This window comes from Clostridium algoriphilum, assembly GCF_020443705.1.
Lineage (GTDB): Bacteria > Bacillota > Clostridia > Clostridiales > Clostridiaceae > Clostridium_AD > Clostridium_AD algoriphilum.
Genome location: NZ_JAIZZK010000001.1, coordinates 123352 through 139304 on the forward strand (window position 1 = coordinate 123352; position 15953 = coordinate 139304).

Below are 15953 nucleotides of genomic sequence, written 5' to 3' on the forward strand. Positions count from 1 at the left end.
ACTTGCTTAAATGGAGGAATATACATATGAGAATTATTGCAGGAAATGCAAAGGGAAGAAAGATATTGTCACCTGTGGGTATGGGAACAAGGCCTACACTTGATAGAATAAAAGAATCTATATTTAATATAATTCAAGATAGAACGCGTAATGCAGTAGTAGTAGATATGTTCTCAGGCACTGGTAGCTTGGGTCTTGAGGCAGCAAGCAGGGGTGCATCTATTAGCTATTTAATTGATATGGGTGATACAACTTTTGAGATGTTACAACAAAATGTGGATAATCTAAAGTTTAATGATAAATGTAAATGTTTAAAAGGTGACACATATAAATACATGCAACAGTTTGCAAATGAAGGGATTGTTTTTGATATAATTTTTATAGATCCACCATATGCAAAGGATATGATTCCACCTGCTATTGAAATTATTGCTAGCAATAATCTTTTAGACAAAGACGGAATAATTGTTTGTAAAATAGACTCTTCAGAAGAATTATACGAAGGGAATAGTATTATTCATCTTTCTGATTCAAGAAAATATGGTAACACTACGGTATTGTTTTATAAATACACAGAAGCTAATAATTAAATTTTATTAACTACCCTTAGAAAAATGTGGAGGCATAACATGAGAAAAGCAATTTGCCCTGGAAGTTTTGATCCGATAACAAATGGACATTTAGACATCATTAAGAGGGCGTCTAAAGTTTTTGAAGAATTAATAGTAGGAGTACTTGTTAATCCCGAGAAAAGATCTTTATTTACTGTTGATGAGAGAGTGGAACAAATAAAAAATGTATTAAAACATTTACCTAATGTACGCGTGAAGAAATTTAGTGGTTTACTTATTGAACTAATGAATAAAGAGGGTGCTGGGGTAATTCTGAAAGGACTCAGAAGTACATCAGATTTTGAATATGAGTTTCAAATGGCATCGCTCAATAACAAATTGGATCCAAGTAAGGAAACTGTATTTATGATGACAAATGCAAAATATTCCTATCTAAGTTCTTCTTCAGTTAAACAGGTAGCAATGCTTGGTGGATGTATTAAAGGGTTGGTGCCTGATGAGATTATTCCAGATATAGTTAGAAAAATTAATTCTAAATAGGGGGTGTGAAATATGGATGTTATTAAGCTTTTAGAATACCTTCAAGGGATTATTGAGAGCTCGTCTAAAATACCTGTTACAGGTAAGGCAGTTATAAATAAGAAAGAAATATTAGACATAATTGATCAAGTTATGAATCACTTGCCAGATGAGTTTAAGAAAGCACAGTGGATTAGTGATGAAAAAGAAAGAATTCTAGTTGATGCCAAAAAACAAGCTAAGATATTTGAAGAAGAGACAATTGATAAAATAAGAAGAAGAGTTGAAAAGCAAGACCTAGTTAAAGAAGCACAAACAAGGTCGGAAGAAATAATTGCCTCAGCTCAGAGAGATGCTAAAATTATGAGGCTCGGGGCTAAAGACTATGCGGATGAAATATTATCCCAATTAGACAAAGAAATTGAATTAAAAGGTCAAAAAATGGTTCATAAAATTAAAGGCGATGTTCAAGAATTTCTAATATCGTTACAAGGAGAAGTTACTGATACCACAACTTCAATTAGAGAGAATGTAAAAGAATTAAGAGGTATGAAATAGTTTAATTATTTTTATAAGAAATAGTGGGATAAATAAAATTATTAATATTAATATGTACAAATTGCTACTTTTATATGTGCTCATATTATTAAAAGTAAAAACAGATGAGGTATGTAGTAAAATATAATATAAAATTATTGTTATAATTGAAGAAATTATGGCTTGAATAAATTTTCTAGCAATGTATTTTTTTATAGAAACATTATATTTATAGGTATAGCTGTAAACTTGAGAAATGATAGATAGACCACTAAAAGCAATTAAAAAACTTAAAACTGGAAGTTTTACATATAGATTCGAGTTACTAGAGGATATTAAATAACATCCATTCGTCATCTCTAACATCCCGAGTAATATACCTTCTATAAAATTACCAGAAGATCCTAAAATTAAAGCTAATTTGTTAAGGACAATGTGAAATATTACATTGTCTTTAATCATTCCTGTTATAACAGAGAACACAACAATAAAACCACCTATATTTAAGGAATTTTTCATTGCGTCCTCAATACTGCTTTTTAAGACCTTTCCAATATTAGTACTTATTGGTTTGTTAGAAACATTACTACTTCTAAAATTCATTTTAAAAATAGAATTCTTTGAAGGAATAATAAAACCCATAAACATGCAAGAAAGAATATTCGATAGCAATAAAATATAACCAATTTTGCTACTAAACATCATAGATGTACCTATTGAACCTATAATAAACAGGGGGCTTGCATTAGAGGCAATATTTAGTAAACGTTCGCAGGTATTTAAATTGATTATGTTTTTTTCGTATAAATCGCAAGTGTATCGTGCCCCCAAAGGATAACCGCATAATATACTAACTAAAAGGGCAAAGTTACATTCTTTTGGTAGTTTTAATGGTCTACAAATTATATTTCCTAGTAATTTGGAATAAATATGAATGCCATTGTAGTTTATTATAATGTTTATGACGACTAAAAACGGGAAAAGTGAAGGAAAAATTGCATTGAAAAACAACTTTGCACCAGAAATAGTATATTTGATACACACATTTGGTGTTAATATTATCTGAAGAATTATAAGAGAACAAATTAATGTTATCGATAGATTTATCTTTAAAGTTTTGAATAGTTTAAACAATAATAATATTATAAAAATTAATGATATAACTAATAGAAATTTCAATGTTAAACCCCTTTCTAAAGCATTACTATATAAATATATTTGAATTTTTATAAACTTATGTATTGGAAACACTAATTTAAAATAAAAGTAAATACTACTATCATTTTATAATAGTAGTATTTATTTTTAATCCATAATTATAGGAGATATCAGATAATCACTATTATGATCTATATAACTATTTATAATGCTGTAAGCCCTTGTAGACTGCAAATCTAGCTGTAGAGTCTCACTGGATTCTTTAGGCATTTTAGTATAAAGTGGTATGTTACTGTTTGATTTTATAGATTTTAAAATTGATTTACCTTTTGAGTTAAAGCCTAGAACCCTAGCATAAGGACAAGGCAAAGATCTTAATTTTTTAGTATTAAAGCCATCAAATCCAATAAAGTATTGGCATAATATTCTGCTGATTCGGGTATAGGTATATCGTTTGCTTTTAATATCTTCAAGAGCACTTGAGTAGTTCAAATTATTTTGTAAGGATTTAATAATTCTATTATCAAGCCCCTCAGTAGCGTCCGGTAGATTTACTAAAGTGTTTTTGGATGTAGCTGATTTATATTTAATGTATGGGAACATAGATTCTTCAAATGTACATTTGCAATTTCTTGAATATAAATTTTGAATATCTGTTAACACCGAGTTTGGGATATGACCAATAAGTCTAGATAAAGAACCATTTTCTTTCAAAAATTTTCTTATAGCTGTAGAGCTTGAAAATTCATCATTTAAAATATTACCCTTATAAGAATCGCCTTTTCTTTTTAAGGTGTAGGGTCTAATAGAACTATGTAACTTGATTAAGCTTTTACAATACTCTATACCTAATATATTATTGGAAGAGTTTAAAAAATCACCCGACAGAAGGTTTGATATGTTCATGTTTGAATTATTTACATAATCATAAAGTGCTTTAGCTCTTGCTAAGGGATAAACAATGCCAACGGATAAATAATTTTTTAATAGAGATTTAAATTCAAATGGTTCATTAAGTAGTATATTGGCAATATTATAAATATCATTAATACCTCCATGTTCACTACCAAAACAAATATTATTAACTACTCCTAAGCTGTTTAGAAGACTCACAGCGCCACCTGAGAAAAATTCTGCAGAAGATACGCTGTAAACAGATGGTAACTCTATTACTAAATCTACTCCGTTGTTTATTGCCATTTTAGTTTTCGTCCATTTGTCTATACTTGATGGAATTCCTCGTTGAGCAAAATTACCACTCATAACGCCAATTAACACATCACAATTTGTAAGCTCTTTGGTTTTATTGATATGATACACATGACCGTTATGTAGTGGGTTATATTCGACAATTATACCGGTTATATTCATTTAATCACCTCATGAAGACTCATATTATTATATTTGTTTATGTATATTATATAATATAGAGCTAACTAATAAAAGTATATATATTTATTAAAAATGAAAAGAATATGTTTACTAAAAAACAAATATAATGTAAAGTGATAATATATATTATATAATACATAATATACATTAGAAAATATATATTATGTATAAATATCTTTTTTGTATTATGTTGAAATGTATTGGAAAGAAGTATATATTGTGAATATGTAAAATCTGGTATGAACTGAAAGGAGAAATAAACATGACATTTATAGAAAAAATATGTAAAAAGGCACAAGCAGATAAAAAGATAATAATACTTCCAGAAGGTGAGGAAGATAGAACTATAAAAGCTAGTGAAATCATTAAAAATAATTCATTAGCTGAAATTATATTAATAGGAGATTTAGGTATAATAAAAACAAAAGCAGCTAAATTGGGAGTTAATATTGAGGGTATAGAGATTGTAGATCCAAAAACCTCTAAGAAAACTGATGTTTATGCAAAAGAATTTTATGAGCTAAGAAAAAAGAAAGGAATGACCTTGGAAAAAGCTGTAGAGACAATGCAAGATTGTGTGTATTTTGCAACTATGATGCTTAAAATGGGGGAAGCCGATGGAATGGTATCAGGAGCAATACATTATACAGGAGATTTACTTAGGCCAGGAATGCAAATAATTAAAACCACACCAGGAATTAAAGTAGTTTCAAGTTTTTTTATAATGGAATTGCCCCACAATGAATATGGAGAAAATGGATTGCTTTTATTTGCAGATTCAGCTGTAAATATAAACCCTAATGCGGAAGAATTAGCAGCTATTGCAATAAGCACTGCAGATAATGCAAAAATGTTATGTGATTTTGAACCAAAGGTTGCAATGTTATCTTTTTCAACTATGGGAAGTGCAAAGCATGAACTGGTAGATAAAGTAGTAGAAGCTACTAAAATTGCAAAGAGTGTTAGACCTGATTTACAAATTGATGGAGAGCTTCAGTTAGATGCAGCAATAGTTGCAAGCGTTGCAAAACAAAAGGCGCCAGACAGTAAAGTAGCCGGAAATGCAAATGTTTTAGTGTTTCCTGACTTACAATCTGGAAATATTGGTTACAAATTGGTGCAAAGATTTGCTAACGCAAAGGCAATTGGACCAGTTTGTCAAGGATTTGCTAAACCTATAAATGATTTATCAAGAGGATGCAGTATTGAAGATATTGTTAATGTTGTTGCCGTGACTGCAGTTCAAGCTCAAATGCAGAAATAGTTTTATTTATTATAATAAATAACATATAATTAGGGGGCTAAATTTAGTGAAAGTATTAGTTGTAAATTGTGGAAGTTCATCGCTTAAGTATAGGTTAATAAACATGGAAAATGAGGAATCATTAGCACAAGGGCTAGTAGAACGAATATCAATAGATGGATCGAGCTTAACTCATAGTGCTAAGGGGCATAAATATGTAATTGAAGAGCCAATAAAAGATCATAAAGATGCAATTAAATTAATAATTGAAGCACTTTTAGATAAAGGGCATGGTGTTATCAAAGATTTATCGGAAATAGGTGCTGTTGGGCATAGAGTAGTTCATGGTGGAGAAAAGTACGCCAAATCAGTTATACTTAATGTAGAGGTAATGAAGGGCTTACAAGAATGTACAAAACTTGCACCTCTTCACAATCCAGCTAATTTGGATGGAATAAATGCTTGTAGTTTGTTAATGCCAAATACTCCAATGGTTGCAGTATTTGATACTGCATTCCACCAAACAATGCCAGAAGCTGCATATATATACCCACTTCCATATTATCTTTATACAGACTTAGGTATTAGAAAATATGGATTCCATGGAATGTCTCACAAATTTGTTTCAGCTAAAGCTGCAGACATGATGGGTAAAGACATAAAAAGTTTAAAATTGATTTCTTGCCATTTAGGAAATGGAGCAAGCGTCTGTGCTATAAAAAATGGCGAATCAATAGAAACAAGTATGGGATTTACTCCACTTGAAGGAATTGCTATGGGAACTAGATGTGGAAGTATAGATCCTGCTATATTAACTTATATAATGAAAGAACTGAACTTAACAATTGATGAAGCAAATGATATAATGAATAAAAAATCAGGTATTTTAGGTGTATCAGGAGTGAGCAATGATTTTAGGGATGTTGAAGCAGCTGCAATGAAAGATGGAAATAAAAGAGCACAACTCGCAATTGATATATTTTGCTATAAAGTTAAAACATTTATAGGGGCTTATGCTGCAGCAATGGGTGGGGTAGATGCAATAATATTTACTGCCGGCCTTGGTGAAAATTCTCCGCGTACAAGAGAAAGGATTTGTAATGGGCTCGAATTTTTGGGAGCACATATAGATAAGTCTAAGAATAATGTAGCGGGGAAAGATGCAGAATTAAGCAAGAAGGATTCAAAAATTAAGATATTAGTTATACTAACAAATGAAGAATTAGTAATTGCAAGAGACACAATGGAGCTTATAAAATAAATAAATGCTAATTTTTATGAGAAATAATTCTTGACTTTTTAGTGGATTGTTTATATAATAGTCTGTGTTTGATGTAAGTAAAAAACAATTTAGTTAGGAGGGACGCAGAAGCTTTGCTCGAGCTGTATAATATATTTATACAAGGTATAAAGATTTTCTTTATATGAGAAAAAACTAAATAATATTTGGTTTTTCAGAGTGGATAGTATGGTAATAGACGTTTCAGAATTATTTAGTGATAAAAAAAGAAGAAAAGAAATTCATTTAGATTTAGAAAAAGCTAAGTTTGGCTATGATAATGAATTTATTCAATTTTCTAAACCAGTTAAAATTAATTTAGTTTTAAAGTCTAATGGTGATGAAATAGATTTAACTGGAAATATTGATACAGAACTATTACTTGCTTGTTCTAGGTGTCTTGAGACCTTTTCTTATTCAATAAATATTGAATTACATGAAAGACTGTCTAAAACTCTAAAGAGTGAAGATGATGATATTATTTTTATTGAAAATGATAGATTAGATTTAAATGAAATTGTGGAAAATAATATCATTTCTATTCTGCCTATAAAAAGACTTTGTAATGAAGATTGTAAAGGCTTATGCCATCAGTGCGGTATCAATTTGAATCAAAGTACATGTAAATGTAAATTTGATGATATTGATCCAAGGTTGGCAAAATTAAAAAACTTGTTTTCAACTGATTAAGGAGGTGTTACAATGGGAAATCCTGCTAGAAAATTTTCTAAAGGTAGAAGAGATTCTCGAAGAGCGCAAACATTTAAACTTGGTTTACCAGGTATAGTTGAGTGTCCTCAATGCCACGATATGAAGCTTGCTCACAGAGTATGTAAAAACTGTGGATATTACAAAAATAGAGAAGTTGTTTCAATGGAACAAAAATAAAAAAAGAAAGTCGAAAGACTTTCTTTTTTTTATTTTTAAATGCATTTATAAACTTAAAATATAATTATATTTGTATTCTAGCATTATTAATACTAGAGATTTGTGTAATATGGTATATAATATAAATAAGATAAAATAAATGAAGATAAAATAATATATATAGGGCACATTTAAAGTGAGGGTTTAAGATGGTAGTTGTTGTAGATGGAATGGGTGGGGATTTTTCTCCAAATGCTGTTGTTGAAGGTTGTATTGCAGCTATAAAAGAATATGATATAAATATATTAATAACTGGACCTGAAGATTTAATTGGAGAAGAGTTAAAAAAATATAATTATGATAGTAACAAAATAAAAATTGTGGATGCTAAAGAAACTATTAGTCTAAGTGAACATCCTGTAATTGCCATTAAACGCAAGAAGGATTCTAGTTTAGTAAAAGCTTTAAATCTTGTGAAAAGTGGAGATGCAGATGCTATAATTTCAGCAGGAAGTACTGGTGCTTTTTTAGCAGGATGTACACTAATAGTAGGAAGAATAAAAGGTATTGATAGACCCGCCTTAGCACCGGTAGTTCCAGGTAAAAATAGGCCTTTTATGATAATTGATTGTGGTGCAAACTCAGAATGTAAACCTAATTATTTACTTCAGTTTGGAATAATGGGAAAAATATATTTTGAAAACATTCTAAAAATAGATAACCCATCTGTAGGTCTTGTGAATATAGGAGCTGAAGAAGAAAAGGGCAATGAACTTGCAAAATCAACACATAAATTACTAAAGCAGGCAAATTTAAATTTTGTAGGAAACGTGGAGGCTAGAGATATACCAACTGGAGACGTTAATGTTTTAGTTTGTGATGGATTTACAGGAAATGTAATTCTGAAATTATATGAAGGCACAGTTGCAAATATATTTGATTCATTAAAAATGGGAATAATGGGCTCTTTCAGGACTAAAATTGGAGGTGTCTTATTAAAACCAGTTTTTAGAAAATTTAAAAAGGACTTTGATTATAAAGAATATGGTGGAGCTGCTTTTTTAGGAGTAAATGGTATTTGTATAAAAGCTCATGGAAGTTCAGATGCGAAAGCTTTTAAAAATGCAATTAAACAGGCTACTATATTTTATGACAACAAGGTTGTAGAGAAATTAAAAAAGGAAATAGAGAAACTATCTGTGCAAGAAAAATCATAAAGTGATTATTTGTAATAAATATTATATATAATATGCAAATGTAGGGAGGTGAAAATATTATGTTTGAAAAAATTAGAGAATGTATAGCATTGCAACTAGGCATAGATGAAGAAGAAATAAAAATGGAATCATCTTTTATGAATGATTTAGGCGCTGACTCTCTTGATATTGTAGAACTAATTATGGCACTCGAGGAGAAGTATGACATAGAAATTCCTGATGAAGATGTTGAGAAAATTGTGAATGTTGGAGATATAGTTGAATATGTTAAAGCGCATTCTGAAGAATAATATAAGGCTCCACAGAACATGCGGGCCTTAGCTTTTCAAACTTATTTTTGAATTTACTATAAAAAAGCTGAAAAACAACTGCTATATAAATTGTGTTATAAGAAAAATCCAAGTAAATTGAAGAATAAACTTGAAGAATTATTCCAATATACATGAACATAATGACAAAAAAATATTGTGAAATAAACGTATTTAAATAAACTTCCGAAAAGGAGTATTGATTATGAAAAGTGATATAAAATTACAAGATCTTGAGAAAAAACTAGAATTAAATTTTAGTGATAAGGAACTATTAAAAAATGCAATAACTCATAGTTCATATGCAAATCAGAAAAAAAAGGTTGTTTTTAATGAGAGGCTTGAGTTTTTGGGTGATTCTGTGTTACAACTTGTAATATCCGAATATTTATATAGTCGGTTTAATGAAAAACCTGAAGGATATTTAACTAAAATTAGATCTCTTATTGTCTGTGAAAATTCTCTATGCGATATTGCATGCAGTTGGGAACTAGGAATGTACATGAACATGAGTAAAGGTGAAGAAATTACTGGCGGTAGAAATAGAGTTTCAATTTTGGCTGATTGTGTTGAAGCAGTTATTGCTGCTATATATTTGGATAAGGGAATAGAATATTCTAAATTGTTTATATTAAATAACTTTAAAGCAACAATTGAGAAAGCAATTAGTAATGAGATAATTTTGGATTATAAGACTAAACTTCAAGAAATATTTCAGCAAAATGGAGAAGTGAATATTCGATATGAACTTGTAAAATTTGAAGGACCACCTCATAGAAGAATTTTTTTCGTTAATGTATTAGTAAATAATTCTATAAAAGGATCAGGCCAAGGATTCAGTAAAAAAGAAGCAGAGCAAAATGCAGCCAAAGAGGTTATGGTTAATCAGGTGGATTTGCATGAGTAACGCACATTATATTATTCCCATTTTTGTTCCGCATGAAGGTTGTCCACATGAGTGTGTTTTCTGCAATCAAAATAGCATAACAGGTGCATCAACAAAAGTCGATGCAATGTACGTTGAGCAAACAGTAAATCAGTATTTGCAAACAATAAATAATGAAGATGCTGTTATAGAGGTATCATTTTTTGGAGGAACATTCACAGCTATAAAAACAGAAAAACAGATAGAACTTTTAACTGTTGCAAAAATGTTTAAAGATAATAACAAAATAAAATTCATTAGATTATCTACAAGACCAGATTATATAGATGATAATGTATTACAAAATTTAAAAAATTACTCTGTAGATATTATAGAACTCGGAGTACAATCGATGGATGAAGAGGTGTTACTAAAATCTGGTAGGGGGCATACTGCAATTGATGTAGAGAATGCATCAAATCTAATAAAGCAGTATGGTTTTACATTAGGGCATCAAATCATGATAGGTCTCCCAGGAGATAATATAAATAAAGATATTGAGACGGCTAAAAGAGCTATAGACCTTAAGCCAGATATTTGTCGAATATATCCGGCTCTTGTAATTAAAGATACACATATGGAAAAAATGTATATAGAGCATAAATTTAAGCCTTATTCATTAAGTGAAGCAGTAAATATAAGTAAAATTATTTACATTATGATGGTTGCAAATCAAATAGATGTTATCAGGATAGGATTACAGCCCACTGAGGAGATCTCAGAAGGTCACGATTTGGTTGCAGGACCATTTCATCCCGCATTTGGGGAACTAGTTGAAGGTAGTATATATAATGAGCTATTATATGATGTTATCAATAAAAATTTTAAAAAGGTCATTCCTTTTAATGAATTTCTAGTTAAAATAAATCCAAAGGATATTTCAAAGCTTTATGCTAATGGTAAAAGTTTTTTTAATGACATGAAAAAGCAGATAGGAAAAGTTTCAATAGAGGTATTACAAGATACTACAATTAATCGTGGAAGTATTAGTATATGTTTAAAAGAAAAATGTATTACCATGACTATATATGAATATGTGTACATAAAATATATAGAAAAGTTTTAATTTATTATATAAAATAAAATTTATATCCTTAACATCTTAAATGAGTATATATTACGTTGATCGAGTTGGAGTAATATATACTTTATTTATATTAAAGTATATAAAAATAATAATATGAGGTGAATTATGAAAAGGAAAAAAAGAGATAAGTATACAAGAATATTAATTTATAGTATAATCGTTATTTTTACTTTAAGTTTTGTATTACCAATGTTATTGGGGTAAAATAGGAGAGTGTTTCAATGTTCTTAAAATCTATTGAAATAAGAGGATTTAAATCCTTTGCAGATAAAACAGAATTAACCTTTAAAAAGGGTATTACAGCAGTAGTAGGCCCTAATGGAAGTGGTAAAAGCAATATATCTGATGCTGTTAGATGGGTGCTTGGAGAACAAAGTGCACGAAGTCTAAGAGGAGATAAAATGGAGGATGTTATATTTGCAGGCACACAGTTTAGAAAGCCAGTGAGCTTGGCTCAGGTTTCTCTTACTTTAGATAATAGTGAATGCGAACTGGATATAGATTATTCTAATGTTACGATATCAAGAAGATTATATCGTTCAGGTGAAAGTGAATATTTAATAAACAATACAAGCTGCAGGTTAAAGGATGTTCAACAGCTTTTTATGGATACAGGCATAGGAAAAGAAGGTTACTCAATCATTGGTCAAGGGAAAATAGATGCTATATTAAGTGGAAAAGCGGAAGAAAGAAGAAAATTATTTGAAGAGGCCGCGGGAATTGTAAAGTTTAAGACTAGAAAAGAAGAAGCAGAAAAGAGATTAGATAGTACTGATCAGAACTTAATTAGAATAAAAGATATCTTAAGTACTTATGAGGAAAGACTAGAGCCATTAATGAACGAAAGTCTAAAGGCAAAAAAGTTTATAACATTATTTGAAGAACTCAAGAGTAAAGAAGTTAGCATAATTATTGATTCCATATATAAAGTTGAAGAAAAAAATAAAAGATTACATAACGAAGGTGTCAAACTAAAAGATGAAGTTATAAAAAGCACTGAAGGGAAAAATCAGCTAAAGAAAGATGCTCTAGACTGGAATAGTAAATTTGAAAAGTTTGAGAATAAGAACCAGGAAGAAAAACAAGTATATTACGATAATAAGTTAATTTATCAAAATACTAATTCTGAAATAAATATTCTAAATGAAAGAATTGAGAATTTAGATAGAACAATTAGTAAAACATCAAATGAGAGCGATGTTATTCATAAAAATGTTCAAGAATTTAAAAGTAATCTTGATAAAACAGAGAATTCTTTAAATATTATAATAAAAACTCAAATTGAAATAGTAGAAAAAATTCAATCAGGAGAAATAAAGATTGAAAGTATTCAAAATAATATAGCAATTGATAGTTCTGAAGCTAAAACTTTTAAGGAAAAGCAGCAAAGCAATATTACATTAACTAACAATGCTACGAATAGTTTATTAATTTTAAATAATAATATAAATATATCTAATACAAGAGTTCATACACTTAAAAATAATATTGAAGATTTTTGTAGTTCAATAAAAAATAATGCTACTACAAATACAATGTTTGAAAAACAGATGGAAGAATTCAAAGACTTAATAGTTAGTTATCAAAGTAAGGTTAAAGAAAATAAAAACAGAAATATAAAGCTTCAAAGCCTTTTATATAATGATGAAAGTTCAATGAAAAACTGTAATTTTAAAATTAATAAAAATGAAGCTAATTTCAATGTATTAACTACTTTAGAAAAAAAACATGAGGGTTATAACAGATCGGTAAAAAATTTAATGCAAAATGTTAATGAAGGCCGAGTAGGCAGTATTCATGAATGTTTTGTAGTTGGAGAAATCATAAAGGTTGAAAAGAGCTTAGAAGTGGCTGTAGAAATTGCTTTAGGCGGTAATATATCACACATAATAACTAAAGATGAGAGTGTAGCAAAAACCTTAATTAGTTATTTAAAAACAAACAATCTTGGTAGAGCTACATTTTTGCCTTTAAACATTATAAAGGGTAAGAAGCTTACAATGGATAATAAAACTAAAAATAATCTTGGTTATATTGGAATTGCTAGTGAACTAATAGGTTATGATGAAAAGTTTAGTGAAGTTATAACATTTATTCTAGGAAGGACAATTATATGTAAAGATATGGACTCGGCCCTAGAAATAGCTAAAATTAATAGTTTCCGTTTCAGAATTGTTACATTAACTGGAGAAATTATAAATGTGGGTGGGTCATTAACTGGTGGAAGCGTGTATTCAAAAACTTCAAGTATAATTGGAAGAAAAAGAGAAATAAAAGAGCTGGCTAAGAATTTAACCATTTTAAAGCATGAATTGTCTAATGAGTTAGATAAAATAAAAAGGAGCAAATTTTCAATTGAAAAATTAGATGAAGAAAATATAAATATAATGAATAAGGTTCATTCACAAAATATTGAAGTTACTAAGATGGAAGCTAAAATAAATGCAATAAAAACTGAAACTCAAAGATTAAAAAACAATATGGAGAGATTACAAACAGAAAAAAGCTTGGAAGATAATAAAATTATACAAGCCAATAAGGAAATTAAAGATAAGAATATAGCTGTTTCTAAATATACAGTTGAAATACAAGAAATACAACAAAACATTAATAAAGTTGATTATAAATTGAAAGATAAATTGTTAGAAATCGAGAATATAAAAGAAATAATTATTAATGCTAAAATAAAAAAAGCTAAAATTGATGAAACAATAAATAATAAACGAACTGAAATTCAAAGACTAAATGATGAAATATTTGTATATAATAAAAAGATAATTATATGTTCTAAAGAAGTAGAAGAAGCAATGAAAAATAAAAACACAAGTACATTATCAATTCGAGATTGTCATAAAAAAATAAATGAGATAAAAACTATATTAGAAAAGATGGAGAAAAATTTTGAAGATAATGAAATTCAAAGAATTAAAATTAAAGAGTATATTAGAATAACTGGTGAAAAATTAGACGATGTATCACTAACCCTTGAAAAAAACGAGAAAAATTTATATAAATGTGAACTATCTCTTGCGAAAGTTGAGATGGAAAAGGAAACTTATTATGAAAAGTTGAATAAGGATTTTGAGTTAACATTCGCAGAAGCGTTGCAATTTAAAAATGAGATTAAAGATATTGATAAGCTAAAAAAGGAAATAATAGCATTAAAAGGTGAAATATCTATGCTTGGAAAGATAAATGTAAGTGCAATAGAAGAATATAAAGAAGTTAAAGATAAATTTACCTTTATGGATGGTCAAAAAGAGGATTTGGTGTTAGCTAAAAACGAATTATTAACTGTTATACATGAAATGACTGAAAGAATGAAAAAAATATTCGCAGAGAACTTCGTCATATTAAGGCAAAACTTTAATGAGACATTCACCGAATTGTTTAAAGGGGGAAGTGCAGATTTAATCCTTACAGAAGGAGATGAACTTACAGCAAAAATTGATATTAATGTGCAACCACCAGGAAAAAAACTTCAAAATATAAATTTAATGTCTGGTGGAGAAAAAGTTCTATCAGCAATTGCATTGTTATTTGCTATATTAAAAATGAAACCAACACCATTTTGTATTTTAGATGAGATAGAGGCAGCACTTGACGATGCAAATGTAGTTAGATATGCAGAATTTTTAAAAAGATTTTCTGATAATGTTCAGTTTATTATAATAACCCACAGAAAAGGAACGATGGAAGCTGGAGATGTTTTGTATGGCGTTACCATGGAGGAAAAAGGAGTGTCAAAAATAGTATCTGTAGATTTTAACAAGTAAGTAATTCATAACAACTGATTTATGTCACAAAATGCAAACAAGGAGGAGTATTGATGTTTGGAGGATTTTTTGATAAATTAAAAGGTGGACTTGCAAAGACTAGAAATAGTATTAATCAAAAAGTTAGTGAAGTACTGAATTTGGCTATTATAATTGATGACGATTTATATGAAGAATTAGAAGAAATATTAATTACATCAGATATTGGTGTGGAAACTTCCATTTATGTTATTGAAAAACTCAAAATAAGGGTAAAAGATAATAAAATAAAGGACCCAGCACAAATAATACCCTGTTTAAAGGAAGTCATAATTGATATATTAGGTGAGAATGAAAATCAGGTAAAACCACAAGAATTCCCGAAGGTGATTTTAGTAATTGGTGTTAATGGAGTAGGAAAAACTACGTCCATTGGTAAAATTGCAGCAACGCTAAAAGATGAAAAATATAAAGTTCTTATTGCTGCAGCAGATACATTTAGAGCTGCAGCAATTGATCAGTTAGAAATTTGGAGTAAAAGAGCAGGCGTGGCATTAATAAAACATCAAGAGGGGTCGGATCCCGCAGCTGTAGTTTTCGATGCTGTTCAAGCAGCCAAAGCAAGGAAAGTAGATGTTTTAATATGTGATACGGCAGGTAGACTTCATAACAAAAAAAATCTTATGGATGAATTAGCAAAAATAACTAGAGTGATTAAGCGCGAGTATAGCGAAGCACTTATGGAAACTTTACTGGTAATTGATGCTACAACAGGGCAAAACGGGGTACAGCAAGCTAAACAATTTATGGATATATGCCCAATTGATGGCATAATATTGACTAAATTAGATGGTACAGCTAAAGGTGGAGTTGTTATATCAATAAAAAAACAACTTAATATACCTGTTAAATATATAGGCGTAGGTGAAGGTGTAGATGATTTACAAGTGTTTAATTCTAAAGATTTTGTAGAGGCATTATTATAAAATATAAATTTTAGATGGTAAGTTTTTATAAAAACATTTACCTGTTAAGTAAAACTACTTGACACCTCATTTAAATTCTGATATTATATTATTTGTGAGTCGGTGATG

Annotated in this window: 15 protein-coding genes; 13 read left to right on the plus strand and 2 right to left on the minus strand. The window is 29.2% G+C overall.

The window, feature by feature from the left end:
• Positions 1-26: 26 nt before the first annotated feature.
• From rsmD to LGK95_RS00655, 3 genes are read left to right on the plus strand one after another with little or no spacing between them, the layout of a single operon-like run.
• Positions 27-590 carry a 16S rRNA (guanine(966)-N(2))-methyltransferase RsmD gene (gene rsmD, locus LGK95_RS00645; protein WP_226121120.1) on the plus strand — a complete coding sequence of 188 codons (564 nt, stop codon included), beginning with the start codon at positions 27-29 and terminating at the stop codon, positions 588-590.
• A gap of 39 nt (positions 591-629) precedes the next feature.
• Positions 630-1112, plus strand: coding sequence for a pantetheine-phosphate adenylyltransferase (gene coaD / locus LGK95_RS00650; protein WP_226121122.1), 483 nt, complete (start codon positions 630-632; stop codon positions 1110-1112).
• A gap of 12 nt (positions 1113-1124) precedes the next feature.
• Entirely contained in the window at positions 1125-1649 is a 525-nt protein-coding gene (locus tag LGK95_RS00655; RefSeq protein WP_226121124.1) for an ATPase, read from the plus strand.
• On the opposite strand, the gene ylbJ is transcribed toward LGK95_RS00655, so the two are convergent.
• Together ylbJ and LGK95_RS00665 are read right to left on the minus strand one after the other, a co-directional pair.
• Positions 1632-2807 carry a sporulation integral membrane protein YlbJ gene (gene ylbJ / locus LGK95_RS00660; protein ID WP_226121126.1) on the minus strand — a complete coding sequence of 392 codons (1176 nt, stop codon included), beginning with the start codon at positions 2805-2807 and terminating at the stop codon, positions 1632-1634. The two genes, LGK95_RS00655 and ylbJ, sit on opposite strands and share 18 nt — an antisense overlap.
• A 126-nt stretch (positions 2808-2933) precedes the next feature.
• Positions 2934-4157, minus strand: a complete 1224-nt coding sequence (locus LGK95_RS00665) for a nucleotidyltransferase (RefSeq protein ID WP_226121128.1) — start codon at positions 4155-4157, stop codon at positions 2934-2936.
• 283 nt (positions 4158-4440) lie between these two features.
• Here LGK95_RS00665 and pta point away from each other — a divergent pair, with 283 nt between their 5' ends.
• The 10 genes from pta (at position 4441) to ftsY (ending at position 15845) form a co-directional block, all read left to right on the plus strand.
• Entirely contained in the window at positions 4441-5442 is a 1002-nt protein-coding gene (gene pta, locus LGK95_RS00670; protein ID WP_226121130.1) for a phosphate acetyltransferase, read from the plus strand.
• Between the two features lie 46 nt (positions 5443-5488).
• Positions 5489-6682, plus strand: coding sequence for an acetate/propionate family kinase (locus LGK95_RS00675; protein WP_226121132.1), 1194 nt, complete (start codon positions 5489-5491; stop codon positions 6680-6682).
• Positions 6683-6889: 207 nt separating this feature from the next.
• The gene (locus LGK95_RS00680) at positions 6890-7390 is read left to right on the plus strand and encodes a YceD family protein (protein ID WP_226121135.1); all 501 of its coding nucleotides are present in this window, start codon (positions 6890-6892) and stop codon (positions 7388-7390) included.
• Positions 7391-7402: 12 nt separating this feature from the next.
• Complete coding sequence (gene rpmF, locus LGK95_RS00685; RefSeq protein ID WP_071613246.1) at positions 7403-7588, plus strand: 50S ribosomal protein L32; 186 nt, start codon at positions 7403-7405, stop codon at positions 7586-7588.
• Positions 7589-7776: 188 nt separating this feature from the next.
• Positions 7777-8784 (plus strand): phosphate acyltransferase PlsX, encoded by a 1008-nt coding sequence (plsX, locus tag LGK95_RS00690; protein ID WP_226121137.1) that lies wholly within the window; start codon positions 7777-7779, stop codon positions 8782-8784.
• A gap of 56 nt (positions 8785-8840) precedes the next feature.
• Positions 8841-9074 (plus strand): acyl carrier protein, encoded by a 234-nt coding sequence (gene acpP, locus LGK95_RS00695; RefSeq protein ID WP_226121737.1) that lies wholly within the window; start codon positions 8841-8843, stop codon positions 9072-9074.
• 223 nt (positions 9075-9297) lie between these two features.
• Positions 9298-9999, plus strand: a complete 702-nt coding sequence (rnc, locus tag LGK95_RS00700) for a ribonuclease III (protein WP_404814385.1) — start codon at positions 9298-9300, stop codon at positions 9997-9999.
• Positions 9992-11083 (plus strand): elongator complex protein 3, encoded by a 1092-nt coding sequence (locus tag LGK95_RS00705; RefSeq protein ID WP_226121140.1) that lies wholly within the window; start codon positions 9992-9994, stop codon positions 11081-11083. Before rnc ends, LGK95_RS00705 begins: the two co-directional genes overlap by 8 nt.
• 242 nt (positions 11084-11325) lie before the next feature.
• Positions 11326-14880, plus strand: coding sequence for a chromosome segregation protein SMC (gene smc / locus LGK95_RS00710; protein ID WP_226121141.1), 3555 nt, complete (start codon positions 11326-11328; stop codon positions 14878-14880).
• Positions 14881-14933: 53 nt separating this feature from the next.
• Positions 14934-15845, plus strand: coding sequence for a signal recognition particle-docking protein FtsY (ftsY, locus tag LGK95_RS00715; RefSeq protein ID WP_226121143.1), 912 nt, complete (start codon positions 14934-14936; stop codon positions 15843-15845).
• The last annotated feature ends 108 nt before the right edge of the window (positions 15846-15953 follow it).

What these genes read in the sequence shown, in the direction of transcription:
- rsmD (WP_226121120.1), top strand. Translation starts at nt 27, where the DNA reads ATGAGAATTATTGCAGGAAATGCAAAGGGAAGAAAGATATTGTCACCT.
- coaD (WP_226121122.1), top strand. Translation starts at nt 630, where the DNA reads ATGAGAAAAGCAATTTGCCCTGGAAGTTTTGATCCGATAACAAATGGA.
- LGK95_RS00655 (WP_226121124.1), top strand. Translation starts at nt 1,125, where the DNA reads ATGGATGTTATTAAGCTTTTAGAATACCTTCAAGGGATTATTGAGAGC.
- LGK95_RS00665 (WP_226121128.1), bottom strand. Translation starts at nt 4,157, where the DNA reads ATGAATATAACCGGTATAATTGTCGAATATAACCCACTACATAACGGT.
- pta (WP_226121130.1), top strand. Translation starts at nt 4,441, where the DNA reads ATGACATTTATAGAAAAAATATGTAAAAAGGCACAAGCAGATAAAAAG.
- LGK95_RS00680 (WP_226121135.1), top strand. Translation starts at nt 6,890, where the DNA reads ATGGTAATAGACGTTTCAGAATTATTTAGTGATAAAAAAAGAAGAAAA.
- rpmF (WP_071613246.1), top strand. Translation starts at nt 7,403, where the DNA reads ATGGGAAATCCTGCTAGAAAATTTTCTAAAGGTAGAAGAGATTCTCGA.
- plsX (WP_226121137.1), top strand. Translation starts at nt 7,777, where the DNA reads ATGGTAGTTGTTGTAGATGGAATGGGTGGGGATTTTTCTCCAAATGCT.
- rnc (WP_404814385.1), top strand. Translation starts at nt 9,298, where the DNA reads ATGAAAAGTGATATAAAATTACAAGATCTTGAGAAAAAACTAGAATTA.
- LGK95_RS00705 (WP_226121140.1), top strand. Translation starts at nt 9,992, where the DNA reads ATGAGTAACGCACATTATATTATTCCCATTTTTGTTCCGCATGAAGGT.
- smc (WP_226121141.1), top strand. Translation starts at nt 11,326, where the DNA reads ATGTTCTTAAAATCTATTGAAATAAGAGGATTTAAATCCTTTGCAGAT.
- ftsY (WP_226121143.1), top strand. Translation starts at nt 14,934, where the DNA reads ATGTTTGGAGGATTTTTTGATAAATTAAAAGGTGGACTTGCAAAGACT.